This is a genomic window from Acidithiobacillus ferriphilus, from assembly GCF_028215975.1.
GTDB lineage: Bacteria > Pseudomonadota > Gammaproteobacteria > Acidithiobacillales > Acidithiobacillaceae > Acidithiobacillus > Acidithiobacillus ferriphilus.
The window spans coordinates 2,402,851-2,425,700 of the sequence record NZ_CP116458.1 but is presented as its reverse complement, the minus strand read 5'-3'; the positions used below and the strand labels follow the sequence as shown (position 1 = coordinate 2,425,700).

Below are 22,850 nucleotides of genomic sequence, written 5' to 3'. Positions count from 1 at the left end.
TGGTCAGAACCTCTCGTTGATGCCCTTACTATCCAAAATATACGCGGTTGCGGGCCGACCGGTGCGCCAAGCCGCGTTCGTCAGCGGATGGCGCGTACCGGGATACCCGCCTCTGCCATCTGTGCCTTGACCTCGGAGATGCGAAACTGGCCGAAGTGAAAGACACTGGCCGCTAATACCGCATCCGCATGCCCTTGCTGGATGCCTTCGGCGAAGTGCTGGATTTCTCCGACACCACCCGAGGCAATGACCGGGACCGGCACGGTATCACTGACGGCACGGGTGAGGGCGAGATCGAAGCCGACCCCCGTACCATCGCGATCCATGCTGGTTAGCAGGATTTCGCCGGCGCCGTACTCGGCCATTTGCCGCGCCCAGGCCACCGCATCCAGGCCAGTGCCGCGCCGCCCGCCGTGGGTAAAAACCTCCCAATGATCATCCACGCGTTTGGCATCGATGGCGACGACGATACAGGAGTTACCGAAACGTCGGGCGGCAGCGCGCACCAGTTCCGGTTCATTGACGGCGGCGCTGTTGATGCTGACCTTGTCGGCACCGGCGAGAAGTAAGGTGCGGATATCTTCGACGCAGCGCACGCCACCGCCGACCGTCAGGGGAATGAAGACCTGGGCAGCCACGGCAGACACCACATCGGCAAGGGTACGACGTTCTTCATAACTGGCAGAAATGTCGAGAAAGGTAATCTCATCAGCGCCCTCGTCGTTGTAGCGTTTGGCCACTTCCACCGGATCGCCGGCATCGCGCAGGGCAACGAACTGGACGCCCTTCACCACACGGCCGTGGTCGATATCCAGACAGGGTATAATGCGCTTGGCGAGCATCTGCTTAGGCCTCTGCCCGGGCCCGGGCCTGGGTAAAGTCCAGGGTTCCCTCGTAGATGGCGCGGCCGGTAATGGCGCCGGTGATGCCGTCTCCTTCGTGGGCCTTGAGCGCCAACACCTGCTCCAGATTGGCGATGCCGCCGGAAGCGATGACCGGCACGGGCACGGCCTGCGCGAGCGCTACCGTTGCGGGAATGTTCGGGCCGTTGAGCATCCCGTCGCGGCTGATATCGGTGTAGATGATGGCCTCAATACCATCGGCAGCAAAGTGTTGAGCGAGATCAATAGGATCGTGGCGGGACAGTTTGGACCAGCCTTCGGTAGCCACTTTGCCGTCACGGGCATCAATGCCCACCATAATGTGGCCGGGAAAGCTTACTGCGGCGTTAGCGACGAAGCCGGGGGCTTTGACCGCCTGAGTACCGATGATCACGTAGCGAACACCCGCTTGAATGTAGGCTTCGATTTGCTCTTCGCTGCGGATACCGCCGCCGACCTGAATTTCAAGGTCGGGGAAGCGTTTGCAGATAGTGGCGATCGCCTGTGCATTGACCGGCGCTCCCTGCACTGCACCGTCGAGATCGACGATGTGCAGACGTTTGGCGCCGGCTTCCACCCAGCGCTGCGCAGTGGCGATCGGATTATCTGAAAAAATCGTGTTGTCTTCCATCCGGCCCTGCCGTAAACGCACACAGTTCCCGCCCTTGAGGTCGATGGCCGGAATCAACAGCATGACAACTTCCTCCACACAAAGTTATTCCAAAAAACATGGTCAAATCGCACAGCTTTCTCCACGGTCACCATCCCAGCCGAGGAAGTTTCCCAGCAGGCGCAGGCCTGTCGTGCCACTTTTTTCGGGATGGCACTGCAGGGCAAATAGATTGTCTGCCGCCATCGCCGCACAGAAGGGGAAGGCATAATCGCTAAAGGCCGCGAGTATCTCGGGGGTGGAGGGTTCCACGTAGAAGGAGTGCACGAAATAAAAATAGGCATTTTGTGGAACCCCAGCAAAAAGAGGATGTTCCACCAGCTGATGCAGCTCATTCCAGCCCATGTGCGGAATTTTCAGGCGGCGGTCATCCGCCGCCTGCAGGGCTTCTTCCGGAAAGGAAATGACACGCCCTGGCAGCAGACCAAGGCCGGCGTGTTCTCCATGTTCCATGCTGCAGTCCATGAGCATCTGCATCCCGAGGCAGATGCCGAGGAAGGGCCGGGTCTGCGCCGCAACGCGGACGAAGTCACTGAGTTCACGGGCCTCCAACGCGGCCATGCAGTCACCAAAAGCACCGACTCCCGGAAAAATGATGCGGTCGGTGGCGGCCAATTCGCTGGCCTGATCGCTGACAATCGCTTTGCCACCCAGATACTCCACGGCCTTGGCCACGGAATAGAGGTTGCCCATGCCGTAATCGATAATGCCGACGCGGGTTGTGGCGGCGCTCATAGGGTCAGGGTACCTTTGGTACTAGGTACGGCGCCTGCCATGCGCGGATCGGGGGTGACGGCCATGCGCAGGGCACGACCAAAGGCCTTGAACAGGGTCTCGGCGATGTGGTGGGTGTTGTTGCCGCGTAAGGCGTCCAGATGCAGGGTCACCTGAGCATGGTTGACGAAGCCCTGAAAGAATTCATGGAAGAGGTCCACATCGAAGTCACCCACCTGGGCGCGCGGGAACTCGACCGCAAAGATCAGTCCGGGACGACCGGAAAGGTCTACCACCACCCGTGACAGTGCTTCGTCCAGCGGTACGTAGGCATGGCCATAGCGTTGGATGCCGGCCTTGTCCCCCACGGCGCGGGCAAAGGCCTGACCGAGGGCGATACCGACATCCTCCACCGTATGGTGGGCGTCGATATCCAGATCGCCTTGGGCCTGAATGCGCATGTCGAAAAGGCCATGACGGACGATCTGATGGAGCATGTGATCGAGAAAAGGCAGCCCCGTGTGCAGATCCGCCTGCCCGGACCCATCGAGGTTCATGGCAACACGGATCTGGGTTTCGAGGGTGTTTCTTTCGACTTCGGCTTGACGCGGATTCACAGTAAAGACTCCAGTACGGCCAGAAAGCGATCATTTTCGGCGGGGGTGCCAACACTGACCCGTAGATATTCGCTGAGACGGGGGTGACCTGTAAAGACTTTGATGAGCACCCCGCCTTCGCGCAGCCCTGAAAATAGCGCCGCAGCCCGCCCGGGGGCATGAAAGAGCAGGAAATTGGCGGCACTGGGCCAGATCGACAGGCCGTAGGAAGAGATGGTCTTAAGGAGCCTTTCCCGTTCGCTACGCAGGATTTCGGCCTGCGCGTCCAGCACTTTGGTATGGCATAAATAGAAAGCGACGCTACGCTGGGTGAGCACATTGATGTTGTAGGGCAGACGCAACTTGTCCAACTCCTGAATCCACGCCGCCGGCCCTGCCAGCATCCCCAGCCGCAACCCCGCCAGGCCCTCCTTGGACAAGGTGCGTAGCAGGAGGAGGTTGGGCGTGCGTCCCAGGCGATCGGCAAAGGTCGTCCGACTGAAAGCGTGGTAGGCCTCATCCACCACCACCAGGCCGGGTGCGGCAGCGACAATGGCTTCCAGATCGGCCTCGGGGAAGAGACTGCCGCTGGGGTTGTTGGGCCAGTCGAGGAAAATGATGCCAGGCTGCTGCGCGGCGATAGCGGTCAGCATGGCGGGGAGATCCAGCTGAAAGTCCGCGTCCAGAGGAATGCCCGTAAAGGCGAGCCCGAGTTGTTGCGCCAGGATGCGGTACATGACGAAGCTGGGGTCCACGGCCATGATGGGGCGCTGGCTACCGGCCACGGCGGTCACCAGAATCTGGATCAACTCGTCGGAGCCATTGCCGAGCATGAGTTCTGCACCCTCGGGTACACCGATATGGGCTTTTAGGGCGGCGATGAGGGCATCCGGGTGCGCGTCCGGGTAGCGGTTGAGGGGCGCATCGGCGAGGCTTTCCAGCCATTGCTGGCGCAGCGCGGCGGGCAGACGGAAGGGATTCTCCATGGCGTCGAGCTTGATGAGCCCATCACTGGGCGTCACCGCATAGGCTTTGCTGGCCAGCAACTCCGGACGCAGCAAGCTCTGCATCAGGGTGGTTGTCGCCTTGTCGTTCATGATCCAGCTTTGGGAATGCGGCAGGCTGCTGAGCGGGCATGTGCGGTCAGGCCTTCGCCTTGGGCGAGTCCTTCGGCGATCCGCCCCAGTTGCGCGGCTCCGGCGGGGCTGACATGGATGAGGCTACTGCGCTTGATGAAATCGTAGACACCCAGCGCCGATGAGAAACGCGCGCTGCCGCCCGTGGGTAATACATGATTGGGGCCGGCGACATAGTCGCCGAGGGCCTCACAACTGTGGATGCCCATGAAAATGGCGCCAGCGTTGTGGATGTCTGCCAGCCAGTCTTCCGGATCTGTTACGGCCAGTTCCAGATGTTCCGGCGCGATACGGTCGGCAATGGTGCAGGCCTCGCCGCGATCGCGCACGCGGATCACCGCGCCACGGTCTGTCCAGCTCTTGCGGGCGATAGGCGCGCGGTCCAGTACCGCAAGCGCGGCATCTACGGCGGTGAGCACCGACTCGATATGTTCATCGTCCCAACTGATGAGGATGCTCTGCGCCAGTTCATCATGTTCCGCCTGGGAAAGCAGGTCCCAGGCCAGCCACTCGGCGGGTGCCGAGCCATCGCTGATGACGAGGATTTCGCTGGGTCCGGCAATCATGTCAATGCCGACCCGACCGAAGACCATACGCTTGGCGGTGGCCACATAAATATTACCGGGGCCGACAATTTTATCTACCGCCGGGACACTCTCTGTACCATAGGCCAGCGCCGCTACCGCTTGCGCGCCGCCGACACAGAATACCCGATCCACCCCGGCAATAGCCGCCGCCGCCAGCACCCAGGGATTCACCTGCCCCTGGGGAGTGGGGACGGTCATGATGATCTCCTGCACGCCCGCCACGTGCGCGGGGATGGCATTCATCAGCACCGAACTGGGATAAGCGGCCTTCCCACCGGGCACGTAAATCCCCACCCGGGACAGGGGTAGAGTGCGTTGGCCCAGCACCGTGCCATCGGTCTCGGTAAAGGTCCAGCTTGTGCTGCGCTGGTGCTCGTGGTAGCTGCGGATACGTTGCGCCGCTTTTTCCAGGGCGGCGCGCTGACCAGGCTCCAGGCCATGAAGAGCTTGCTCCCAGTAGCTGCGGGGGATTTCCAGATCGGCGGACGAATCCGTATGCAGACCGTCGAAGCGCTCGGTATACTCACGCAGCGCTGCATCGCCCCGGTCGCGGACCGCCGCGACAATCTCCCGCACCCGCTCTTCAATCTGCGGATCCAGGTTGGCGTCCCAATCATGCAGGGCGTGAAACTGCTGAGCGAAATCGGGGTTGCGGGTGTCCAGACGATTCATGACGCGATTTGCGCCTCCAATTGGTTGATGAGGGTTTCGATGGCGTGGCGCTTGAGCTTCATGGCCGCGCGGTTGACCACCAGACGGCTGGAAATAGGCATGATTTCCTCCACCTCCACCAGTCCATTTTCTTTGAGCGTCCGGCCGCTGGATACCAGATCGACAATGCGATCGGCGAGACCGACCAGAGGTGCCAGTTCCATGCTGCCGTAAAGCTTGATGATCTCCGTCTGCACACCACGAGCATGGAAATAATTGCGGGTGATGTGCGGATATTTGGTCGCGATGCGTACCCGGTCCCAGTTTTGCGGGGTATCGTGGGCTGCCAGGCTGGCAGGTTCGGCCACTGCCATGTGGCAGATGCCGATGCGCAGGTCGAGAGGCTCATAAAGGTCCAGGCCCTCCTGCTCCAGCAGCACATCCTTGCCAGCGATACCCACATCAGCAGCGCCCCAGGTCACGTAGGTTGGCACATCACTGGCGCGGATCACCAGAAAGCGCACCGCAGGATCTGTGCTGGGGATGATCAGCTTGCGGGATTCCTCAGGATCTTCCGCCAGATGGATACCTGCTCCCGCAAAGAGGGGGATGGCTTCTTGCAGAATCCGTCCCTTGGACAGCGCAATGGTGATACCGGTACTCATGCGACGCTCCTGCTGCTGTTGCTGATCCGGCGGATATCCGCCCCTAAGGCGCTGAGTTTCTCTTCGATGACCTCATAACCGCGATCCAGATGGTATATCCGGTCGATGAGGGTTTCGCCCTCTGCCACCAGCCCGGCCAGGACCAATGAGGCGGATGCCCGGAGGTCGGTCGCCATCACCGGCGCACCGCGCAGGCGGGATACCCCGCGTACCACGGCGGTCTTGCCGTCGGCGTTGATGTCGGCGCCCAGTCTCCGCAATTCGGAGACGTGCATAAAGCGATTTTCGAAGATGGTTTCGGTGATGACGCCGCTTCCCTCGGCGATGCAGTTCATAGCCATGAATTGCGCCTGCATATCCGTGGGAAAGGCCGGATAGGGCGCCGTGCGCACATCCACCGCCTGCGGTCTGCGCTTCATGCGGATGCGGATCGTGTCCGCCTCGGCGGACACCTCGGCCCCCGCTTCCCGTAGTTTGAGGATGATGCTTTCCAGCAAGCCCGCATCGGTGCGTTTCAGACAAATATCGCCGCCGGCCATGGCCGCCGCCACCAGATAGGTGCCCGTCTCGATGCGGTCCGGTACAACACTGTGCTCGGCGCCATGCAGTTCAGCTACGCCCTCAATCTCGATGACCGACGTCCCCGCTCCGGAGATCCGGGCACCCATGGCCGACAGGCAGCGGGCAAGATCGACAATTTCCGGCTCGCGGGCGGCGTTTTCGAGAATGGTGCGTCCCGTGGCGAGGGTGGCCGCCATGAGCAGGTTTTCCGTACCGGTGACGGAGACGATCTCCATGACAATGCGGGTGCCGCGTAAACGGGATGACTGTGCTTTAACGAAACCGTCCTCTACGGTGATTTCCGCGCCCAAGGCCTGTAGGCCGCTGAGATGGACGCTCACCGGACGACTGCCAATGGCACAGCCGCCAGGCAGACTTACTTCCGCCGAGCCATGGCGGGCCAGCAACGGGCCGAGTACCAGAATCGAGGCGCGCATGGTCTTCACCAGTTCATAAGGGGCGACGACCGAATGTACTGGGCGCGGATCGACTTCAATCCCGAGCTGGCCGTCTACCAGCACTCTGGCACCGAGCGTGCTCAACAACTCCAGGGTGGTGGTGATGTCGCGCAGGTGCGGAATGTTGCGCAGTTGCACCGGCTCACGTGCCAGCAGGGTAGCGGCGAGGCAGGGCAACGCCGCGTTCTTGGCCCCGGAAATCCGCAACTCACCATGTAAGGGGCCATTACCACGCAACAACAGTTTGTCCATGGGTGTGAATCAGCTCGCGCTGGCCACTTGCGCGCTGTCGACCAGTTTCTTCAGTTCGCCCTGCTGATAGAGATCGGACATGATGTCTGACCCGCCGACAAACTCGCCCTGAATATAGAGCTGGGGAATGGTGGGCCAATTGGAATACTGCTTGATACCGTCGCGAATCTGCGGGTCGGCCAGGACGTCCACCGTAAAGAGCTCCTTGACGCCCGCTTGCTGCAACAGTTGCACGGCGCGGGCCGAAAAACCGCATTGCGGCGCCCGCGGGTTGCCCTTCATGTAGAGCACGACGGGATGTTTCTGAACCTGCTCCTGAATGAGTTCCTGAATCGTTGCCATGGTTATCCTCGTTAATTTAGGGGGGTGAGTGCGCCGATTAATGTGCCGCGGGGTGATGGACTGGCGGTACCTGCTCGGGCGTCAGGGTGCGTAGCGAGAGGGCGTGAATCTCCTCGCGCATGCGTTCGCCCAGCGCATCATAAACCAGTTGATGCTGCTTGATGAGGGAAAGCCCGATAAAGGTCGGGGAAATGACCAGCGCCTCGAAATGGGCGCCGTCGTCTCCCAGGACTTCTATGAAAGCGTCGGGAAGCCGTTGCTGGATGAGTGATTTGATCGTATTGGCGTTCATAGGTGTAGTGTAACGTAAAAATGCCGCTGTGTGATGTGGCCACTTATGCCTAACTTGTGTCATGCCGTGCTGGCCCAGAGAGCGATACTCAAGTAGTGCCTACTGGCGCAACTTGTAGCCGCGATCCAGCAGGTGCCAGGCGAAAAGACCCGTTACGCCCGCGAAGGCGATGCTGACGCCCAGACATGTCCACACGCCGACATCAGAATCCGCGAAAAAGCCATAGCGAAACCCGTCGATGATATAGAAAAACGGGTTGAACAACGAGAGGTGCTGCCACATGCCAGGCAGGGACTGCATGGAGTAAAAGACACCCGCAAGAAAAGTCAGCGGCATGATAATGAAGTTTTGGAAACCGGCAATCTGATCGAATTTTTCTGCCCAAAGCCCCGCAATCAGGCCCAGTGAACCCATGCCGCCCGCCCCCAGAATGGTAAACACCACAATCCACAAGGGATGCAGCAGCGGTATTCGCAGATACAACAGTGCCAGTGCAAGGATTGCAACCCCCACCAGTGCGCCACGCAACACGGAGGCGGCAACCATGGCAATGTATATTTCGGTAGGGCTGAGCGGACTGAGCAGCAGAAAGACGATGTTCCCCGTCACCTTGGCTTGAATCAGGCTGGAGGAACTATTGGCAAAGGCATTTTGCAGGATCGACATCATCATCAGGCCGGGCACGATGAAAGCCGTATAGCTGACCCCCGGATAGACCGATATATGTCCGCCTAAGGCGTGCCCAAAAACCACCAGGTAGAGGATGGTGGTGATCAGCGGGGCGGCAATGGTCTGTAGCCACACTTTGCCGAAGCGCAAGGTCTCTTTGTAAAACAGAGTCCAGGTCGGTGCGAAGCGGGCGCGTACGGGGCCGGGATCTGTCACGGCCTGCTTCATAAAAGTCTCAGGCATCGCTGCCGCGCAGGCCGGATTCGAGGATTTCGACGTAGGCGCTGTCGCGGATGCGACGTTGCCACTCGTCCATGCGCTCGTGGACGATGCGGTTGTAGAGCTGCATGCGTGCGGCAGCCATGATTTGCTTCTCTTTAACCGGCTGCTGGCGTTGCGCTTGAGAGTGCAAAATGTATATGGCATCCCCCTCGCGGATGGGACTGCTCACCCCACCAGGTTGCAAAGTGATCAGTGTGCGTTCCAGACTGTCTGGCAATTGTCCGGGAGCGACCCAGCCCATTTCTCCACCGCCGCCGGCGGTGCTGGTGTCCTGGCTGTAATGACGCGCCAGTTCGGAGAAGCGGGTGCCGCTTTGCAGCGCCTGCTGGATATCCTGAGCGCGTGCCTCAGCTTCCTGCAACTGTAGACTGTTGCCGGCGCGCAGGACGATCATGGCCGTTTTGACCTCGGTGACCGTCGGCTGTCCATGCTTGACATCGAGCAACTTGAAAATATGAAACCCGGTAGGCCCCGGAATAACGGGGCTGATTTCGCCCGCCTTCAACTGGAGGAGGGTCTGGGTTACCGATGGCGGGAGTTCGCCCGCCTTGATCCAGCCGATGCGTCCGCCCTGCAAGGCGTCATGGCTGCTGCTGACCTGGGCGGCGAGGCGCGAAAAGCTCTCGCCGGCCACCACGCGATCACGCACTTGCCCGGCTTCATTCCGGGCCGCGCTGACGGCGTCCGGTGTCGGGTTGCCAGGCAGCGGGATGAATATTTGCTGCAAGTCGAAACTCACACCGCCCATTTCTTTGAGCTGTTGCGCGAAGGTTTTCACCTCGTCGGGACCAATGTGGACCCGGTTCTCCACTTCCTGCTGCATGAGGCGATCCACAAGAATGCGATCCTTGAGGTCGTTGGTAAAGCTTTCCCACGACTGTCCTTGATCGGTCAGCGCTTGGCGTAGTTGGTCCTCGGTGAGGTGGTTGGCTTGAGCGAGATTGCTGATGGCCTGGTCCAGCGTCCCTTTGTCAACCTTGATTCCGGCCCGGTGCGCAATTTGCAGTTCGATGTCCTGGAGGATCATCTGCTGTAGCACCTGGCGGCGCAGGATGTTTTCGGGGGGCATGGCGTTGGGGTCTTGCGTCCGCAGACGGGCACGCACGGCGATTACCCGCTGCTCCAGTTGCATGGAGGTGATGATGTTGTCGTTCACCACCGCAACGACTTTATCGAGATTCTGGGTGTTTTCGGGTAATGGCGCCGCCGTCGGTGCTTTGGCAGAGTTTTCCGAGTAAGTGTGCGTTGTCGTGCCGGGCGGTGCTACCACCGGCGCGGTCGGCAGCAGGGTGTCGCGGTTGAGAAAAGGCGTGCTTGCCCAGGCTAACACCGGAGCGGCTCCCAGAACGATGCTCAGGGCGAGAAAAATAGGACGGCGTTTGAGCGACATCAAAACTCCATGCTGGCGCCCGGCACATACTGGCTGAGCAAAGCGTTTGAGGCATTGCCGAGGCTGGTCAGGCCACGCAACACGATCTCCAGATAAATAGCGTTATTGGACTGCCCGCCAAGAAGGATCTGATGATAAACCATCATATGGGCTGCCCAGCAGCCGCCATCATAGCCGATCCCTGCGAGCTCCTCCAGCGGCTTGTGATCGGTGATGTCATACTGATAACTGCCGAGCGCCTGCCAGCGCTTGTAGATCGGCCAGGCACCGGAAAGACCGGCTTGATGCACGAAGCCTCGGGTATAGCGATAATCCAGGTTGATGACGCGCTGTGGGCCGGGTAGCCACTGGGCGCGCAGGTTGAGCCGCTGCAGGTTGCGCTGCTGGGCGTTGACTTGTGAACTGGCGAGGAGGTTGATGTCCGGAAGGGGCGCATATTGTCCCTCGAAAAAATAATTGGACTGCTGGTTTTGCGGGACAATATCGCCGGCGAGGTTGATCTGGCGTTGGTTGAAGTAGCGGATCTGACCGACAGCCGCTTGCCAGAGCTGGCGCCCGCTGGGCGTGAGCCAGGTGCCGCGCAGCCCCAGTGCGACCTGATTGGCGGCGTTGATGCGATCGCTGCCGGTATAGAGGCTGTTATTCTCAAAAATCATCGGAAAGTTCTGATAAGGTTGACTGGCATCGAAAATGGGGATGCCGTTCTGGGCCTGCAGGGGAATGTAGGTGTATTTGAACAGGGGTTGCAGCAGGGTTGTGCTGCCGTCGCCGCCATAGCGGACGAAATTGAGACCGCCCTTGAGACTGAGTGCCGGCAAGGTGCGATTAGTGGCGCGCGCGTAGGGGGGATTACGCTGGATCTGATAGTGACTGTAGTAAAGCCGGGCCTGCGGTTCTAAAAAGCCCCAGCCGCGGCTAAAACGCCAGCCGAGGGTGGGAGTGAGGTCGAGACGCTGACCGACGGGACCTGTCGAGGCCGAGAAATAGTTAAAGCTGCTGTGCCAGTCGAAATAACCGTTGCGTCCCACTCGCCAGTAGGCATCGGCAAAGAGGCGGGGAAGCTGGGAATAGGGCGCAACGCTGTAAGGCACCAGCATCTGATAGGCTTGCAAGGTGGCGCCGGCGTTAATGTGCGTACTGTTGTAATACAGGCCGCCGGAGGATGTGATGTAGGGCGCGTTGCCAATGCCGCCCACAAAACTGCTGCCGAAATTCGCTGTGCCGCCAAAATCCGAAAGGAAATTTTTGTAACTGACGTGGTTGTAATCGGCGTTGAAACTGAATCCGTCGCCCAAATTTTGCGTATGCTGCCAGGAGATGGCCCAGATATTTTTGTGGGTCAATTGATCAGAGGGGAGCAGATCCAGATAGAGTTTGCCACTGTAATTGGGTTCCAGATAGCGAAATTCATTCTGTAACATGACGCCGCGCTTGCTGAAGTAGTTGACGGTGAGGGTGTCGTCCATGTTGTGGGCGATATCGAAATAGTAGGGAATGCCGAGGTAAAAGCCGTTGATGGTAGAGCTGCCCACACCGGGGGCAAGAAACCCGGAGTGTCGTTTCAGCGGAAAACTGAAGTAGGGCATCCAGAATATGGGCAATCCAAAGACGTCTATCGTGGTATTGGTGGTGGAGATATAGCTGTCATTCTGGTTGAGATCGATGCGCCCGCTCCAGAGCTGCCAGGCCGGCTTTTCGCCATGACAGGTGGTGTAGCAGGCTTCGTTGAGCTGATACCGCCCCTTACCCAGTTCTTTGCCGTTTGCGGCATGGCCGTGCCCTTGTTGCGCTTCCAGCAGGTAGCGGGGATGAACGACTACCCCTTCGTTGGCCCGCAAATGGATGGTGGCCTTGGGTGCCGCGGTGACCAGGCCGGGGCTGACCATGCGCACGTGACCGTTGGCGATGATTTCATCAAGGGCTTGATCGTAGTGCACGGTGTCGGCATAAACCCGGCGGTCACCGTAAAGTACTTCGACATGGCCGCTGGCTGTCCAGTGACCGCTGCCCAGGCCATGGACCTGATCGGCATAGAGGGTGATCGGCCCCTTTGCGGCGGCGACAGCTATTCCGGGTGTCAGCAGGGCGCCCAGCAGGGCCAGGCGAATGCCAGAAAGCAGGACATAGCTACCGCTTTCCGGGCGGGTTGGCCGGGGTCGGGATTTTCCGATATTGTGCAGAGGGCTTTTCATAGGAGCGTAAAATCGCACAAAATGCTTTTATGCCGCAATCTTTGCTTACCTCGAATTTTCGCAGTGCGGCGGCGGAGTCCTCTCTGTCACCCACCGCCATGCACTGGCTCGCACAGCAGGGCGTTACGACAGCGTCGGCGCGCGCCATTCCCGGTGATGCCAGTGGGCGACGTTACTGGCGCCTGCCGCCGGACCTCATCTTCATGGATGCTCCTCCACCGGAGGATATTCTGTCCTTTTTGCGGGTACGACACCGCTTTGCCCGGGCGGCCTTGCCGGTGCCTCGGGTGCTGGCCGCCCAAATGGCCTCAGGCTTTGTGCTGCTGGAGGATTTAGGGCACGACGATCTGAAGCGGGTACTGGACGCGGGCTCGAATGTGGATCGGTGGATGCAGCAGGCAATGACCTTGGTCCTCAACCTGCAGCAAGCCGGGCAGCGGCAGGCGGCGTTGCCCCCTTTGCCATTTTTCTCACCGACCCGTCTGCGGGATGAGCTGATCCTGTTTACGGACTGGTATCTGGGCAGACATCTTGGCTTGGTTCTGAGCCCACAGCAGAGCGTTGCTCTGCAAACCTTTTTTGCCGTATTGCTGAACAATGCCGCAGCGCAGCCGCAGGTCTGGGTCCACCGGGATTTTCATGCGCGTAACCTCATTGTTCGGCGGGACACGGGTTTGTTGGCGATGATTGATTTTCAGGACGCCGTGCTCGGACCATGGACCTATGACCTGGCTTCTCTGCTGTGGGATCGCTACTGGGATTGGGGACGGGCACAACGGGATGCCTGGGCACTGGATTTTTTGGCGGCGCATCAGCGTGGTGTCGCCCTGTCGCCACCGACGGATTTTCTGCGCCGTGTCGGGCGCATGGGGTTACAGCGTAACCTGAAGATTCTCGGTATTTTTTGTCGCCTGGCTTACCGCGACGGGAAATCGGGTTATCTCGATTTTCTACCCCGGTTCTGGACTTATGTCGTAGATGCCCTGGATGCCGATCCACTGTTGCAGCCTTATCAGGAGCTTTTTGCCCTATGGCAACCGCCGTTACCCGGGCGATGATCCTGGCTGCGGGGCGGGGCGAGCGACTCCGACCGCTTACCGATCATGTCCCGAAGCCCCTATTGGAGGTTGCTGGAAAATCCCTTATCGCGCGCCACCTGGAGTCGCTGGCTGCGGCGGGTATTCGTGATGTGGTTATCAATATCGGGCATCTGGGTGACGCGATCATGCGGGCCCTGGGTCCGGATTGGCAGGGGCTACGCATCCATTACAGTGACGAGCGTGCAGGTCGTCTGGAGACGGGTGGCGCTCTTGTTCGCGCCCTGCCCTTATTGGGGAACAGTCCTTTTTTGCTGGTGAATGGTGATATTTGCACGGACTTTCCCTGGGCGCAGATCTGTCAGCCTTCCCCGGCGCGTGCGCATCTGGTGCTGGTGCCCAACCCGATGCAGCACCCGCAGGGAGATTTTGCCCTGTCTGCCGGCATGGTGGCGTTGGCGGGCGAAGAACGTCATACTTACGCAGGCATCGCGCGTCTTGATCCGGAGTTGTTTCGGGACTTTCCTGAGCAGTCGGCTCCTCTGGCTCCCTGGTTGCGGCAATGGATTGCGGCGGGTCTGGTGGAGGGCAATTTGTACCAAGGAAAGTGGATAGATGTAGGCACGCCAGAGCGGTTGTCGGCGGCCCGGCGTGATTGTGCGGCGACTTCTCATGGACTTTAACCCGGCAGCAGTGCATGCGGCAGTGGGTCTGGATGCCGACTTGCGCGACCGCTGGCGCCGAGAGTGGGGTCTGCTTATGGACCTGGCGGTCTGGGGGGATTTGCGCAGCGGTCAGATCGGTTTGGCAGGCAAGCTGCGGAAACGGGCGCTCGAATTCGGGGAGCGCCTGCGCTCCTATGGGAGTGACCGAAGCTGGATTCCACACCCTCGGGAACAAATCAAGAATGCCCTGAGTACCAGTCTGCAGACGCGTGAGTCTCTGGAAAAACTCAGTGAAATTGCAGAGCAGTTTAACGATGGGGCAGATCTTGCCGCCTTCCGAACTGTGTGGCGGGCCATAAGTGCTGCGTTAATGGCCGACATTGTGACCCGTGAAGGGCTGCTTGTGCAGTTGCTGAACCAGCAGTATCAGGAAGAAGTGTGATCCAACCCTATTCAGGTTAACCAGCACATTTATGAAGATTGTTTACGCTTTGGTTATTATTGGTGCGCTTGCGCTCTTTGCCTTGCTCTTATGGTGGGCACGCGGGCAGGTGGGCGATGCCGCAGCCCCCCATGACAGTGTGGGCTGGTACGCCCGGCATCCTGATGCGCTGGCTGCCGAAAACCTGAAATGCTGGAAATTGCTGCAGAACGCTTCATTTGCGGACGTGGATAAGGTTATGCTTGCGCACCCCCACTGCCGTGCGGTTTATGAAGCCATCCAGAGACAGGATCCCGCCCATGCGAATTGACGGCTGCCGATGACTACCTCGACTGTAACGCCAGAAAGTCTGCTGGCTACCGGCCGGGATGTGTTGCGCCTGGAGGCGGCGGCGGTGGCGGCGCTGGAAGCGCGTCTCGACGCGGACTTTGTGGGAGCTTGCGAGCTCCTGCTGAGTTGCCGCGGCCGTATTGTCGTCACTGGCATGGGTAAGTCCGGGATTATCGCCAAAAAAATCGCAGCGACTCTGGCCAGCACGGGCAGCCCTGCTCTTTTCCTGCACCCCGCCGAAGGCAGCCACGGTGACCTGGGTATGCTTACCCGCCAGGATTGCCTGCTTGCTCTTTCCAACTCCGGGGAGACCGCCGAACTTCTGGCCATCTTGCCCGTGGTCAAACGCCTGGCAGTGCCTTTGATCGCCATGACCGGCAACCCGCAGTCCACCCTGGCGCACAGCGCTGCTGTGCATCTCAACTGCGCTGTGGCACGGGAAGCCTGCCCCCTCAACCTGGCGCCCACGGCATCGACGACAGCAGCCCTGGCCATGGGAGACGCCCTGGCTATGGCGCTTTTGCAGGCGCGCGGTTTTTCGGCAGATGATTTTGCCCTGTCCCATCCGGGCGGCAGCCTCGGCAAACGCCTGCTGCTGCGGGTGCAGGATGTGATGCACCGGGGCACCAGCCTGCCTAAGGTGCGAGCGGATACGCCATTATGCGAAGCGGTATTGGAAATCAGCAGCAAGGGGTTGGGAATGACGGCGGTGGTGGATGCGGAAGATCGGGTACTGGGAATTTTTACCGATGGTGATTTGCGCCGTGCCTTCGCGCGGCGCCAGGATATCTGGGAACAGCCCATGGCTGAACTGGCTCATGCCAAACCGGCCACCATTATCGCTGAGGCCCTTGCTGCTGAAGCCCTTGCGCTGATGGAAAATAATCGCATCGGTGCGCTTCTGGTTACCGATGGTGAGGCGCGGCTGGTTGGCGCGTTGAATATGCATGATTTGCTGCGCGCAGGCATCGTATGAATGAATTGATATCGCCCGACGCGGATTTGATGAAGCGTGCCGCCCAGATTCGCCTGTTGATCCTGGACGTGGACGGCGTATTGACCGATGGCCGCTTGTTTTTTGACGATGACGGCAGGGAGAGTAAAGCCTTTCACGTGCGTGATGGTTACGGTATCAAGCTTGTGCAGGAACGGGGTATAGAGGTTGCCGTTATTACCGCGCGCTATTCCCCGGCGGTTGCCCATCGTGCTCATGACCTGGGCATCAAGCGGATTTTTCAGGGCTGCTCGGACAAGAATCTAGCCTACACGGAACTCAAAATCGCCCTTGGCCTGGATGACGCGGTGGTGGCTTATATGGGAGATGACCTTCTTGATCTGCCCATTCTTACCCGCGTTGGTCTGGCCACGGCCCCGGCTGATGCCCACCCGGAGGTCGGTTGTCGAGTGCACTGGCGGAGCGCGCAGCAGGGTGGCTATGGTGCGGTACGGGAGCTCTGCGAGTTGATTCTGCGAGCGCAGGGGCATTGGTCAGCAGTCATTGCCAGAGCTGCCGGAGTCCTGCCTTGATCATCAAACAATCCGAAATCAGGTTATGCCGCGAAAACTGATGCCGCGTTTCCGCGCCCCCGGCCTGGGTCTGTCCCTGCTCCTGCTGCTGCTTGCGGCACTCGTGTGGTGGTCGTGGCCACGGCATCCATTGTCTTTGCCGTACATCGACTGGCATGGTCAAATCCACAAGGGAGATCAGGCGGCCGAAGACGTGGTCATGCGTCAGTATACGGCGACCGGTAAACTGGATTTGCTGGCTACTGCCCGGACGGCTTATCACGAACCGCGTCTCGATCGGACCATGCTCAGTCAAGTCGCCGTCGAGCGTTTCAAGCCGGGACAGCAACTCCATCTGCGTGCTAATCAGGGCGTGGTAGAGCGTCATGGCCATCGGATTATCTTGTCAGGCAATGTTATCGGTACCTTGCAACCGAATACCCGCGTACTTACCACAGAGGTGCACTATGATCCGCAAACCGGCATTATTACGTCTCCAGAACCGGTACGGCTGGAGCGAGGGCAAGACTGGATGACCGGGGTAGGTCTCTGGGCCTCGGTAAAAACCCAAGAGATAAATGTTTTGCATGATGTGCGTGGCATGTATGTTCCTTAAGCGATTTTCTTTCCGGCGATTCTGGCCCTTTTTGCTCGTTGCGGTATCTATCACCGCCCTGGCGGCCCCGGTTGCGGAGCAGGGGCTGGCCAAGGGCCCCATTCAAATCAGCGCGGATACCCTGTACGGCAAGAATAAACCGCAGCAACAGGCCGTTTATACCGGGAACGTGGTCATGATTCAGGGTGATGTGGTTATCCATGCCGACAAGCTCACTATCGACGCGGTCGGCGGCAAGGTGCGGCAGGCCACGGCGGTGGGGAGCCCGGTTACCATCACCATGTCCAGCGCGCAGCGCCACGGGTATGGCGACACCCTGGTCTATAAACCGGCCAGCGGCGAAATTGTGCTCATTGGTAATGCCCATCTCTGGCAGGGAAAGAATGAGATCAATGGTCAGCAGGTCACCTATTTCCTGCGTAACCAGCAAACGGCTGTCACCGGAAATCCCGGTCAACGGGTGCGGTCGGTCTTCTATCCCGCCGCAGCGGGCCGCTCCACGAGCGGTGGGAAGCCATGAGCGAACTGTTGCAGGCGCAATCCCTTTTCAAGTCATATCGGCGGCGAGCCGTGGTGCGTGATGTTTCGGTGCAGGTGGCGGCCGGTGAGGTGGTGGGATTGCTCGGTCCTAACGGGGCGGGGAAAACCACCACCTTTTACATGATGGTCGGATTGGTGCGCCCTGAGCAGGGTCATATTTTTTTGCAGCAGCGGGACATCACTGCACTGCCCATGCATGAGCGGGCCCGCATGGGGCTGGGCTACCTCCCCCAGGAGCCTTCGGTTTTTCGCCAGATGAGTGCCGCCGACAATGTCCTTGCCGTGCTGGAAACCCTGCCGTTGAGTAAGATGGAGCGGCAGGAGCGCTTGGAGCAACTGCTGAGTGAATTGCACCTTCATCAATTGCGTGACACCAAAGGACATAGCCTTTCGGGTGGCGAACGGCGGCGGGTGGAAATTGCGCGGGCGCTGGCCATGAGTCCGCGTTTTATTTTGCTGGATGAACCCTTCGCCGGTATTGATCCTATTTCTGTTCTCGAAATCCAACGGCTTATCCAGGATTTGCGGGAGCGCGGCATCGGGATTCTGATTACCGACCATAACGTGCGCGAGACCTTAGGCATTTGCGAACGCGCCTATATACTGCATGATGGCAAAGTGCTGACAGCGGGTAGTCCGCAGGAAATCGTGGATGACCCTATGGTACGGCAGGTTTACCTGGGGGATCAGTTTCAAATCTGATTTTTGGAAATTATGAAACAAGGTTTAGAACTCAAGCTCGGCCAACATCTGGCCATGACCCCGCAGTTGCAACAGGCGATCCGCCTGCTGCAACTGTCTACGGTTGATCTGCAGCAGGAAGTCCAAAACATGCTGGAGAGCAACCCGCTGCTTGATGAGGATGCTGGGGATGAAGAAGGTGGCAGCGGGCCGCTCCCGGAGACGGTTGAGATATCTTCCGAAGACCGGCAGCTGGATCTGACCACGGAGGATACGCTGCCGGATGAATTGCCTTTAGACAGCCAGTGGGACGACGTTTTCGACATGGGAACATCAGGTTCTGGCGGTGGTTCTGACGAAGATATGCCGGATTTTGAATCGCGCAGCAGTCACAGTCAGAGTTTGCAGGATTATCTCCGCTGGCAGGCTGATATGACGCACTTCAGTGCCGACGAGCGCAATATGGCGGAGTTGATCATCGACGCGATTGATGAGCGCGGTTATCTGGCGGAAAGCCTGGAAGATCTCGCTGTCAATATGAATGTGGAGGACGATGCACTGTTGGCGGTATTGCTGCGCGTGCAGGACTTCGACCCGCCGGGCGTGGGAGCCCGTGATCTCAGTGAGTGCCTCCTGCTGCAACTGAAGCAGATGGTCGGGGAGGATGCGTCTATATTGTTGGCGCAACGCATTGTGAAGGATCACTTGCAGGCCCTCGGGCGCCACGATTATCCACGTTTGTGTGCCGCGTTGGGGGTGGATGAGGAGACGTTGCGTGGGGCGATGGCGCTGATTTCCACACTGAATCCTAAACCGGGTGAAGAGGTGGGTGTTGAGAGTACCGAGTACGTCATCCCCGATGTGATCGTGCGCTGGGTGGGCAAGCGTCTGCGCGTCGATCTGAATCCCGAGGCGATGCCTAAATTACGTATCAATGGTCGTTATGCGGGCATGACGGGTGGGAAAGATGCGGCGCATAAATACATTCAGGATCAGCTCAACGAGGCGCGCTGGTTCATCAAAAGCCTGCAAAGCCGCCAGGAAACCATATTGAAAGTGGCGCGGGCTATCGTCGAAAGGCAGAAGGACTTTTTTACCAATGGGCCGGAATCCATGCGGCCCATGGTCCTGCGGCATATTGCCGAGACAGTGGAAATGCACGAATCGACGGTATCGCGGGTCACCAATCAGAAATATATGATTACACCCCGTGGTCTTTATGAGTTTAAATACTTTTTCTCCAGTCATGTGAGTACCGACAGTGGCGGTTCCGCGTCGGCCACCGCCATTCGGGCGTTACTGATCAAGATGACGCAGGCCGAAAGCGCACGGCATCCGCTGAGTGATGCGGAAATCGCCAAGGTGCTGGCCGATCAGGGTATTCAGATTGCGCGGAGGACTGTGGCCAAGTACCGCGAGGCGGCTAATATTCCTACCGCGAGCCAGCGTCGGCGTTTGTGAGGGTGATATCGCCGCCAGGGTTTTTTGCCGACGCCGTTGGCGCTACACTGAAAGGGGACCCCGTAGCGGGGCAGGATTCAAAACGGTCACCTCACTTGGTAGGAGAGCGCCATGCAAATTACCATTACCGGGCAACATCTGGATTTGACGGATGCCATTAAAAACTATGTCGACGGAAAGATTGGACGCCTCGATCGGTACTTCGACCACGTTATTAATGCTCAGGTGGTGCTGAAGCACCTTCCCCACGAAAAGCTGAGTAACGTTGCAGATATTACTGTCAATGTCCCTGGGCACGTCTTTTATGCCGAGGTGCATGATGCCGATATGTACGCAGCTGTAGACCTGGTGGCCGACAAACTGGAGGCGCAGGTGCACAGTTACAAGGAAAAACTGCAGGATCGTCGTAATGACCACCCCGCTGGTTTGGCGGCCATTGTGGATGTCGACTGAATAACCATGGTAACTCTGCCTCTTTCCCCGGCCAATATTCGTATAAATCCGCCTGTGGCTGATGCTGATGATGTGCTGCGGACCTTGGCGGAAATCCTGGCAGGATCTACGGGCTTGTCTGCCAAGGGGATTGCTGTTGCCTTGCAACAGCGCGAAATGCAAGGATCTACGGGCATCGGACATGGGGTGGCGTTGCCCCATGCCCGGGTGGAGGGTGTGAATCAGATAGCCATTGCCGCATTGCGCACCGCGCAGGGTATTCCATTTGCGGCGCCGGACGGGCTGGATGTATCCATCTTTCTGGCGGTAGTGGTGCCTAAAGCGGCCGCGACCGCGCATCTGGAGACGCTCTCCGCATTGGCCGCGAAACTCGCCGTGGACGAAGTGCGCGAGGCCTTGATGAAAACTCCTGATCCCCAGGAGTTTTTTCGTTTGTTGGCGGGGCCGACGTAAGTTGTACCACAAAGCAGGCTGGGTACAGCCGTGAGTGTCGGGCAAGGCGGAGTTATGGAACGACAAATTAGCCTGCGTCGACTCTGGGCGGAGCTGCACAGCGAATTGCGCTGGCAATGTCTGCATCAACCTGGAGAAGACCATTACCTCCGCGGTGATCCTTGGGCGGAGGATGATGTGGGTGGGGCGGCACTGGTCGGATTTTTTAATTTTATCCGGCCGCATGTGGTACAGATTGCCGGGACTTGTGAGCTCGCTTACCTGGGTGCCCATCCAGAGGCGATGGAACAGTTTTTGCCCCATAAGCTGCGTCTGCTCGTTATTTGTGAAGATCAGGCACTGGATGATCACCTCTATGAAGCGTTGAAAGCTAGGCAGATTGCCGTGATGACGACGCCGATTGGCGCGCAGGTGGTTCTGGCGCGGATGCAGCGCCACCTGGACCAGGAGCTGGCGCCCCGCCAGCAGGTGCATGGTGTACTGGTCGATGTGCTCGGGGTGGGATTGCTTTTGCAGGGCGAGGTAGGGATTGGCAAGAGCGAGTTGGCCTTGGAACTGGTCAGTCGTGGTCATCGACTGGTGGCTGACGATAGCGTGCTCTGTATCCGTGAAGCCCCGAATATCCTGACGGGGCATTGTCCGGCCCCGCTGCGTAATTTTCTGGAAGTGCGGGGTCTGGGGATTGTTAATATCCGGGAGTTCTTCGGCGCCGCTGCCATTGTACATTCCAAACGTATCCGACTGGTCGTCGAAATCCAGGATATGCGCGATATGGAAATCGCGGATATCGATCGTTTACAGGGCAAGGTGGATCATCTGGACATTCTCGGAATCTCATTGCCCCGGTTGTGCTTGCCCGCGTCTGCGGCGCGCAACTTGGCGGTACTGGTCGAGGCGGCGGCACGCAGTCAGTATGTAAAGGAGTCCGGTGGCGATATGCTCGCGGATTTTGAGGCGCAGGTACGGTTGAGTGTCGGGGAAGAATGATGGCGGAGCAGGACTTTATTATCGTCAGTGGTCTATCCGGCTCAGGAAAATCTACGGTCCTGCAGGCCCTGGAAGACCAGGGTTATTACTGCGTCGATAACCTGCCTGCCACCTTGTTGGTGGAGTTCGGGGCGCAGTTGGCGCGGCGGGATGCCGGCTTCATGCTCGCCGCCGTGAGTATCGACGTGCGCAACCGCGAGTTTCTCGCCGCTCTGCCACAGGCGCTGACCGATTTGCGCGAGCGTTACTCTTTGCGTCCGCGCATCCTTTTTCTGGAAGCGGATGAGGGTACCTTGCTGCGTCGTTTCAGCGAAACTCGCCGCCGTCATCCCCTCACCGATGATCTCGCAGAAGCATTGGGCGAGCCGCTGCTCACGGTGTTGCGGCGTGAACGCGAGATGGTCCAACCGCTTGCCGATGTGGCTGACAAGCGCCTCGACACTTCGCAAATCAATACTCACCAGTTGCGTCTACGGGTGCAGGCATGGAGTCTGGCGTCGCATCATTACAGTGGCCTGGTCTTGCTGTTGCAGTCTTTTGCTTTTAAAAAAGGACTCCCTTTGGACTCCGACTTCGTTTTTGATCTGCGTGCCCTGCCCAATCCCCATTATCATCCCGAACTCCGGGCCCTGACGGGTCGTGACATACCGGTGCGCGATTTCCTGGAGAAGGCCCCAGAGGTGGTCCGCGCCTTCCATTCTTTGCGCAGTTTCCTGCAGGCATGGCTGGCGCCTTTTGCACAAGAGCATCGTAACTATGTGACGGTTTCTCTGGGCTGTACCGGCGGGCAACATCGCAGCGTATATATGGTGGAGGCATTGGCGCAAATACTTGCCGGAGAAGGGCAGCGGATTCTGATCCAGCATCGGGAGCTGGGCATTACCGAGACGCTGCGATGATTACCATCGTGCTCCTGACACACGCGGGACTGGGTGAGGCCTTCGCGGCAGCACTCCAGCATATTTTCGGGACCATGCCGCCGGCGCTGGAGATTCTGGAAATCCTGCCTGATCAACCGCCCGAGGAGGGGCGGCGGCGTTTGTGGGGTTTGTTAGAGAAAATAAATGATGGTGATGCTATGTTGATTCTGAATGATCTCTACGGCGCCACCCCCGCCAATCTCATTCCGGCCACTCTTCCGGAAGGTCGTGTAGCGGCGGTGAGTGGTCTTAATCTGGCGATGCTCCTGCGTGCCTTATCGCGGCGCAGTGACGGTCTGGCGGCGGCGCGCCAAGGTGCTCTGGAAGGCGGCGTCCAGGGGGTCGCCGATATTCTCGAACAGCGCCCGCACGCTGTCCTGCTGAGGATGCCTGAGTGACTTTTGGTCATGAGAAAGGAGGC

General features: G+C 59.0%; 28 protein-coding genes. 15 read left to right on the top strand and 13 right to left on the bottom strand.

Features of this window, described 5'->3' with window-relative positions:
- Positions 1 to 80 precede the first annotated feature (80 nt).
- The 13 genes from hisF to PJU76_RS12160 form a co-directional block, all read right to left on the bottom strand.
- Positions 81 to 842 (bottom strand): imidazole glycerol phosphate synthase subunit HisF, encoded by a 762-nt coding sequence (gene hisF, locus PJU76_RS12220; protein WP_215860672.1) that lies wholly within the window; start codon positions 840 to 842, stop codon positions 81 to 83.
- 4 nt (positions 843 to 846) lie between these two features.
- Positions 847 to 1,575 carry a 1-(5-phosphoribosyl)-5-[(5-phosphoribosylamino)methylideneamino]imidazole-4-carboxamide isomerase gene (gene hisA / locus PJU76_RS12215; RefSeq protein ID WP_271779738.1) on the bottom strand — a complete coding sequence of 243 codons (729 nt, stop codon included), beginning with the start codon at positions 1,573 to 1,575 and terminating at the stop codon, positions 847 to 849.
- 39 nt (positions 1,576 to 1,614) lie between these two features.
- Positions 1,615 to 2,286: an imidazole glycerol phosphate synthase subunit HisH gene (gene hisH / locus PJU76_RS12210; RefSeq protein WP_271779737.1), complete on the bottom strand. Its 672-nt coding sequence runs from the start codon at positions 2,284 to 2,286 to the stop codon at positions 1,615 to 1,617.
- Positions 2,283 to 2,882 carry an imidazoleglycerol-phosphate dehydratase HisB gene (hisB, locus tag PJU76_RS12205; RefSeq protein ID WP_215860669.1) on the bottom strand — a complete coding sequence of 200 codons (600 nt, stop codon included), beginning with the start codon at positions 2,880 to 2,882 and terminating at the stop codon, positions 2,283 to 2,285. The genes hisH and hisB overlap by 4 nt, the downstream gene beginning before the upstream one ends.
- A complete protein-coding gene (hisC, locus tag PJU76_RS12200) occupies positions 2,879 to 3,958 on the bottom strand; it encodes a histidinol-phosphate transaminase (RefSeq protein ID WP_271779736.1) in 1,080 nt (359 codons plus the stop codon). The genes hisB and hisC overlap by 4 nt, the downstream gene beginning before the upstream one ends.
- On the bottom strand, positions 3,955 to 5,256 hold the full coding sequence (hisD, locus tag PJU76_RS12195; RefSeq protein ID WP_271779735.1) for a histidinol dehydrogenase: 1,302 nt from the start codon (positions 5,254 to 5,256) through the stop codon (positions 3,955 to 3,957). The genes hisC and hisD overlap by 4 nt, the downstream gene beginning before the upstream one ends.
- The gene (gene hisG, locus PJU76_RS12190) at positions 5,253 to 5,900 is read right to left on the bottom strand and encodes an ATP phosphoribosyltransferase (protein WP_271779734.1); all 648 of its coding nucleotides are present in this window, start codon (positions 5,898 to 5,900) and stop codon (positions 5,253 to 5,255) included. The genes hisD and hisG overlap by 4 nt, the downstream gene beginning before the upstream one ends.
- Positions 5,897 to 7,171: a UDP-N-acetylglucosamine 1-carboxyvinyltransferase gene (gene murA, locus PJU76_RS12185; RefSeq protein ID WP_271779733.1), complete on the bottom strand. Its 1,275-nt coding sequence runs from the start codon at positions 7,169 to 7,171 to the stop codon at positions 5,897 to 5,899. Before murA ends, hisG begins: the two co-directional genes overlap by 4 nt.
- Before the next feature lie 9 nt (positions 7,172 to 7,180).
- Complete coding sequence (gene grxD / locus PJU76_RS12180) at positions 7,181 to 7,513, bottom strand: Grx4 family monothiol glutaredoxin (protein WP_215849335.1); 333 nt, start codon at positions 7,511 to 7,513, stop codon at positions 7,181 to 7,183.
- Between the two features lie 37 nt (positions 7,514 to 7,550).
- Positions 7,551 to 7,805 carry a BolA family protein gene (locus PJU76_RS12175; protein ID WP_271779732.1) on the bottom strand — a complete coding sequence of 85 codons (255 nt, stop codon included), beginning with the start codon at positions 7,803 to 7,805 and terminating at the stop codon, positions 7,551 to 7,553.
- A gap of 99 nt (positions 7,806 to 7,904) precedes the next feature.
- Positions 7,905 to 8,702 carry an ABC transporter permease gene (locus PJU76_RS12170; RefSeq protein WP_215849336.1) on the bottom strand — a complete coding sequence of 266 codons (798 nt, stop codon included), beginning with the start codon at positions 8,700 to 8,702 and terminating at the stop codon, positions 7,905 to 7,907.
- A gap of 7 nt (positions 8,703 to 8,709) precedes the next feature.
- Positions 8,710 to 10,146, bottom strand: a complete 1,437-nt coding sequence (locus tag PJU76_RS12165) for a peptidylprolyl isomerase (RefSeq protein ID WP_271779731.1) — start codon at positions 10,144 to 10,146, stop codon at positions 8,710 to 8,712.
- Positions 10,146 to 12,338, bottom strand: a complete 2,193-nt coding sequence (locus PJU76_RS12160) for an LPS-assembly protein LptD (protein ID WP_271779730.1) — start codon at positions 12,336 to 12,338, stop codon at positions 10,146 to 10,148. The genes PJU76_RS12165 and PJU76_RS12160 overlap by 1 nt, the downstream gene beginning before the upstream one ends.
- A gap of 29 nt (positions 12,339 to 12,367) precedes the next feature.
- On the opposite strand from PJU76_RS12160, the gene PJU76_RS12155 reads away from it, so the two are divergent.
- The 15 genes from PJU76_RS12155 to PJU76_RS12085 all read left to right on the top strand — a co-directional run bounded on the left by PJU76_RS12155 (position 12,368) and on the right by PJU76_RS12085 (position 22,827).
- On the top strand, positions 12,368 to 13,396 hold the full coding sequence (locus PJU76_RS12155; protein WP_271779729.1) for an aminoglycoside phosphotransferase family protein: 1,029 nt from the start codon (positions 12,368 to 12,370) through the stop codon (positions 13,394 to 13,396).
- Positions 13,369 to 14,058, top strand: coding sequence for an N-acetylmuramate alpha-1-phosphate uridylyltransferase MurU (gene murU, locus PJU76_RS12150; RefSeq protein ID WP_064220100.1), 690 nt, complete (start codon positions 13,369 to 13,371; stop codon positions 14,056 to 14,058). Before PJU76_RS12155 ends, murU begins: the two co-directional genes overlap by 28 nt.
- Positions 14,048 to 14,482, top strand: a complete 435-nt coding sequence (locus PJU76_RS12145; protein WP_064220101.1) for a hypothetical protein — start codon at positions 14,048 to 14,050, stop codon at positions 14,480 to 14,482. Before murU ends, PJU76_RS12145 begins: the two co-directional genes overlap by 11 nt.
- A 31-nt stretch (positions 14,483 to 14,513) precedes the next feature.
- Positions 14,514 to 14,792: a hypothetical protein gene (locus tag PJU76_RS12140; RefSeq protein WP_064220102.1), complete on the top strand. Its 279-nt coding sequence runs from the start codon at positions 14,514 to 14,516 to the stop codon at positions 14,790 to 14,792.
- A gap of 9 nt (positions 14,793 to 14,801) precedes the next feature.
- On the top strand, positions 14,802 to 15,788 hold the full coding sequence (locus tag PJU76_RS12135; RefSeq protein WP_271779728.1) for a KpsF/GutQ family sugar-phosphate isomerase: 987 nt from the start codon (positions 14,802 to 14,804) through the stop codon (positions 15,786 to 15,788).
- Positions 15,785 to 16,339 carry a KdsC family phosphatase gene (locus tag PJU76_RS12130; RefSeq protein WP_271779727.1) on the top strand — a complete coding sequence of 185 codons (555 nt, stop codon included), beginning with the start codon at positions 15,785 to 15,787 and terminating at the stop codon, positions 16,337 to 16,339. Before PJU76_RS12135 ends, PJU76_RS12130 begins: the two co-directional genes overlap by 4 nt.
- 25 nt (positions 16,340 to 16,364) lie before the next feature.
- Positions 16,365 to 16,934 (top strand): LPS export ABC transporter periplasmic protein LptC, encoded by a 570-nt coding sequence (gene lptC / locus PJU76_RS12125; RefSeq protein WP_271779726.1) that lies wholly within the window; start codon positions 16,365 to 16,367, stop codon positions 16,932 to 16,934.
- Positions 16,924 to 17,454: a lipopolysaccharide transport periplasmic protein LptA gene (lptA, locus tag PJU76_RS12120; protein WP_219616678.1), complete on the top strand. Its 531-nt coding sequence runs from the start codon at positions 16,924 to 16,926 to the stop codon at positions 17,452 to 17,454. The genes lptC and lptA overlap by 11 nt, the downstream gene beginning before the upstream one ends.
- Complete coding sequence (lptB, locus tag PJU76_RS12115) at positions 17,451 to 18,176, top strand: LPS export ABC transporter ATP-binding protein (protein WP_219616677.1); 726 nt, start codon at positions 17,451 to 17,453, stop codon at positions 18,174 to 18,176. Before lptA ends, lptB begins: the two co-directional genes overlap by 4 nt.
- A gap of 12 nt (positions 18,177 to 18,188) precedes the next feature.
- Positions 18,189 to 19,616, top strand: a complete 1,428-nt coding sequence (locus PJU76_RS12110; RefSeq protein ID WP_215893650.1) for an RNA polymerase factor sigma-54 — start codon at positions 18,189 to 18,191, stop codon at positions 19,614 to 19,616.
- A gap of 111 nt (positions 19,617 to 19,727) precedes the next feature.
- Complete coding sequence (gene hpf, locus PJU76_RS12105) at positions 19,728 to 20,069, top strand: ribosome hibernation-promoting factor, HPF/YfiA family (RefSeq protein ID WP_215860654.1); 342 nt, start codon at positions 19,728 to 19,730, stop codon at positions 20,067 to 20,069.
- A gap of 6 nt (positions 20,070 to 20,075) precedes the next feature.
- Positions 20,076 to 20,522, top strand: coding sequence for a PTS sugar transporter subunit IIA (locus tag PJU76_RS12100; RefSeq protein WP_271779725.1), 447 nt, complete (start codon positions 20,076 to 20,078; stop codon positions 20,520 to 20,522).
- Between the two features lie 54 nt (positions 20,523 to 20,576).
- On the top strand, positions 20,577 to 21,509 hold the full coding sequence (hprK, locus tag PJU76_RS12095) for an HPr(Ser) kinase/phosphatase (RefSeq protein ID WP_064220111.1): 933 nt from the start codon (positions 20,577 to 20,579) through the stop codon (positions 21,507 to 21,509).
- Entirely contained in the window at positions 21,509 to 22,408 is a 900-nt protein-coding gene (rapZ, locus tag PJU76_RS12090) for an RNase adapter RapZ (RefSeq protein ID WP_215849343.1), read from the top strand. The genes hprK and rapZ overlap by 1 nt, the downstream gene beginning before the upstream one ends.
- Positions 22,405 to 22,827: a PTS sugar transporter subunit IIA gene (locus PJU76_RS12085; protein ID WP_215849344.1), complete on the top strand. Its 423-nt coding sequence runs from the start codon at positions 22,405 to 22,407 to the stop codon at positions 22,825 to 22,827. Before rapZ ends, PJU76_RS12085 begins: the two co-directional genes overlap by 4 nt.
- Positions 22,828 to 22,850 lie beyond the last annotated feature (23 nt).

Excerpts from the sequence above, each read along its gene's own strand:
- hisF (WP_215860672.1), bottom strand. The coding sequence starts at position 842 with ATGCTCGCCAAGCGCATTATACCCTGTCTGGATATCGACCACGGCCGT.
- hisA (WP_271779738.1), bottom strand. The coding sequence starts at position 1,575 with ATGCTGTTGATTCCGGCCATCGACCTCAAGGGCGGGAACTGTGTGCGT.
- hisH (WP_271779737.1), bottom strand. The coding sequence starts at position 2,286 with ATGAGCGCCGCCACAACCCGCGTCGGCATTATCGATTACGGCATGGGC.
- hisC (WP_271779736.1), bottom strand. The coding sequence starts at position 3,958 with ATGAACGACAAGGCGACAACCACCCTGATGCAGAGCTTGCTGCGTCCG.
- hisD (WP_271779735.1), bottom strand. The coding sequence starts at position 5,256 with ATGAATCGTCTGGACACCCGCAACCCCGATTTCGCTCAGCAGTTTCAC.
- hisG (WP_271779734.1), bottom strand. The coding sequence starts at position 5,900 with ATGAGTACCGGTATCACCATTGCGCTGTCCAAGGGACGGATTCTGCAA.
- murA (WP_271779733.1), bottom strand. The coding sequence starts at position 7,171 with ATGGACAAACTGTTGTTGCGTGGTAATGGCCCCTTACATGGTGAGTTG.
- grxD (WP_215849335.1), bottom strand. The coding sequence starts at position 7,513 with ATGGCAACGATTCAGGAACTCATTCAGGAGCAGGTTCAGAAACATCCC.
- PJU76_RS12175 (WP_271779732.1), bottom strand. The coding sequence starts at position 7,805 with ATGAACGCCAATACGATCAAATCACTCATCCAGCAACGGCTTCCCGAC.
- PJU76_RS12170 (WP_215849336.1), bottom strand. The coding sequence starts at position 8,702 with ATGAAGCAGGCCGTGACAGATCCCGGCCCCGTACGCGCCCGCTTCGCA.
- PJU76_RS12165 (WP_271779731.1), bottom strand. The coding sequence starts at position 10,146 with ATGTCGCTCAAACGCCGTCCTATTTTTCTCGCCCTGAGCATCGTTCTG.
- PJU76_RS12160 (WP_271779730.1), bottom strand. The coding sequence starts at position 12,338 with ATGAAAAGCCCTCTGCACAATATCGGAAAATCCCGACCCCGGCCAACC.
- PJU76_RS12155 (WP_271779729.1), top strand. The coding sequence starts at position 12,368 with ATGCCGCAATCTTTGCTTACCTCGAATTTTCGCAGTGCGGCGGCGGAG.
- murU (WP_064220100.1), top strand. The coding sequence starts at position 13,369 with ATGGCAACCGCCGTTACCCGGGCGATGATCCTGGCTGCGGGGCGGGGC.
- PJU76_RS12145 (WP_064220101.1), top strand. The coding sequence starts at position 14,048 with ATGGACTTTAACCCGGCAGCAGTGCATGCGGCAGTGGGTCTGGATGCC.
- PJU76_RS12140 (WP_064220102.1), top strand. The coding sequence starts at position 14,514 with ATGAAGATTGTTTACGCTTTGGTTATTATTGGTGCGCTTGCGCTCTTT.
- PJU76_RS12135 (WP_271779728.1), top strand. The coding sequence starts at position 14,802 with ATGACTACCTCGACTGTAACGCCAGAAAGTCTGCTGGCTACCGGCCGG.
- PJU76_RS12130 (WP_271779727.1), top strand. The coding sequence starts at position 15,785 with ATGAATGAATTGATATCGCCCGACGCGGATTTGATGAAGCGTGCCGCC.
- lptC (WP_271779726.1), top strand. The coding sequence starts at position 16,365 with ATGCCGCGAAAACTGATGCCGCGTTTCCGCGCCCCCGGCCTGGGTCTG.
- lptA (WP_219616678.1), top strand. The coding sequence starts at position 16,924 with ATGTTCCTTAAGCGATTTTCTTTCCGGCGATTCTGGCCCTTTTTGCTC.
- lptB (WP_219616677.1), top strand. The coding sequence starts at position 17,451 with ATGAGCGAACTGTTGCAGGCGCAATCCCTTTTCAAGTCATATCGGCGG.
- PJU76_RS12110 (WP_215893650.1), top strand. The coding sequence starts at position 18,189 with ATGAAACAAGGTTTAGAACTCAAGCTCGGCCAACATCTGGCCATGACC.
- hpf (WP_215860654.1), top strand. The coding sequence starts at position 19,728 with ATGCAAATTACCATTACCGGGCAACATCTGGATTTGACGGATGCCATT.
- PJU76_RS12100 (WP_271779725.1), top strand. The coding sequence starts at position 20,076 with ATGGTAACTCTGCCTCTTTCCCCGGCCAATATTCGTATAAATCCGCCT.
- hprK (WP_064220111.1), top strand. The coding sequence starts at position 20,577 with ATGGAACGACAAATTAGCCTGCGTCGACTCTGGGCGGAGCTGCACAGC.
- rapZ (WP_215849343.1), top strand. The coding sequence starts at position 21,509 with ATGGCGGAGCAGGACTTTATTATCGTCAGTGGTCTATCCGGCTCAGGA.
- PJU76_RS12085 (WP_215849344.1), top strand. The coding sequence starts at position 22,405 with ATGATTACCATCGTGCTCCTGACACACGCGGGACTGGGTGAGGCCTTC.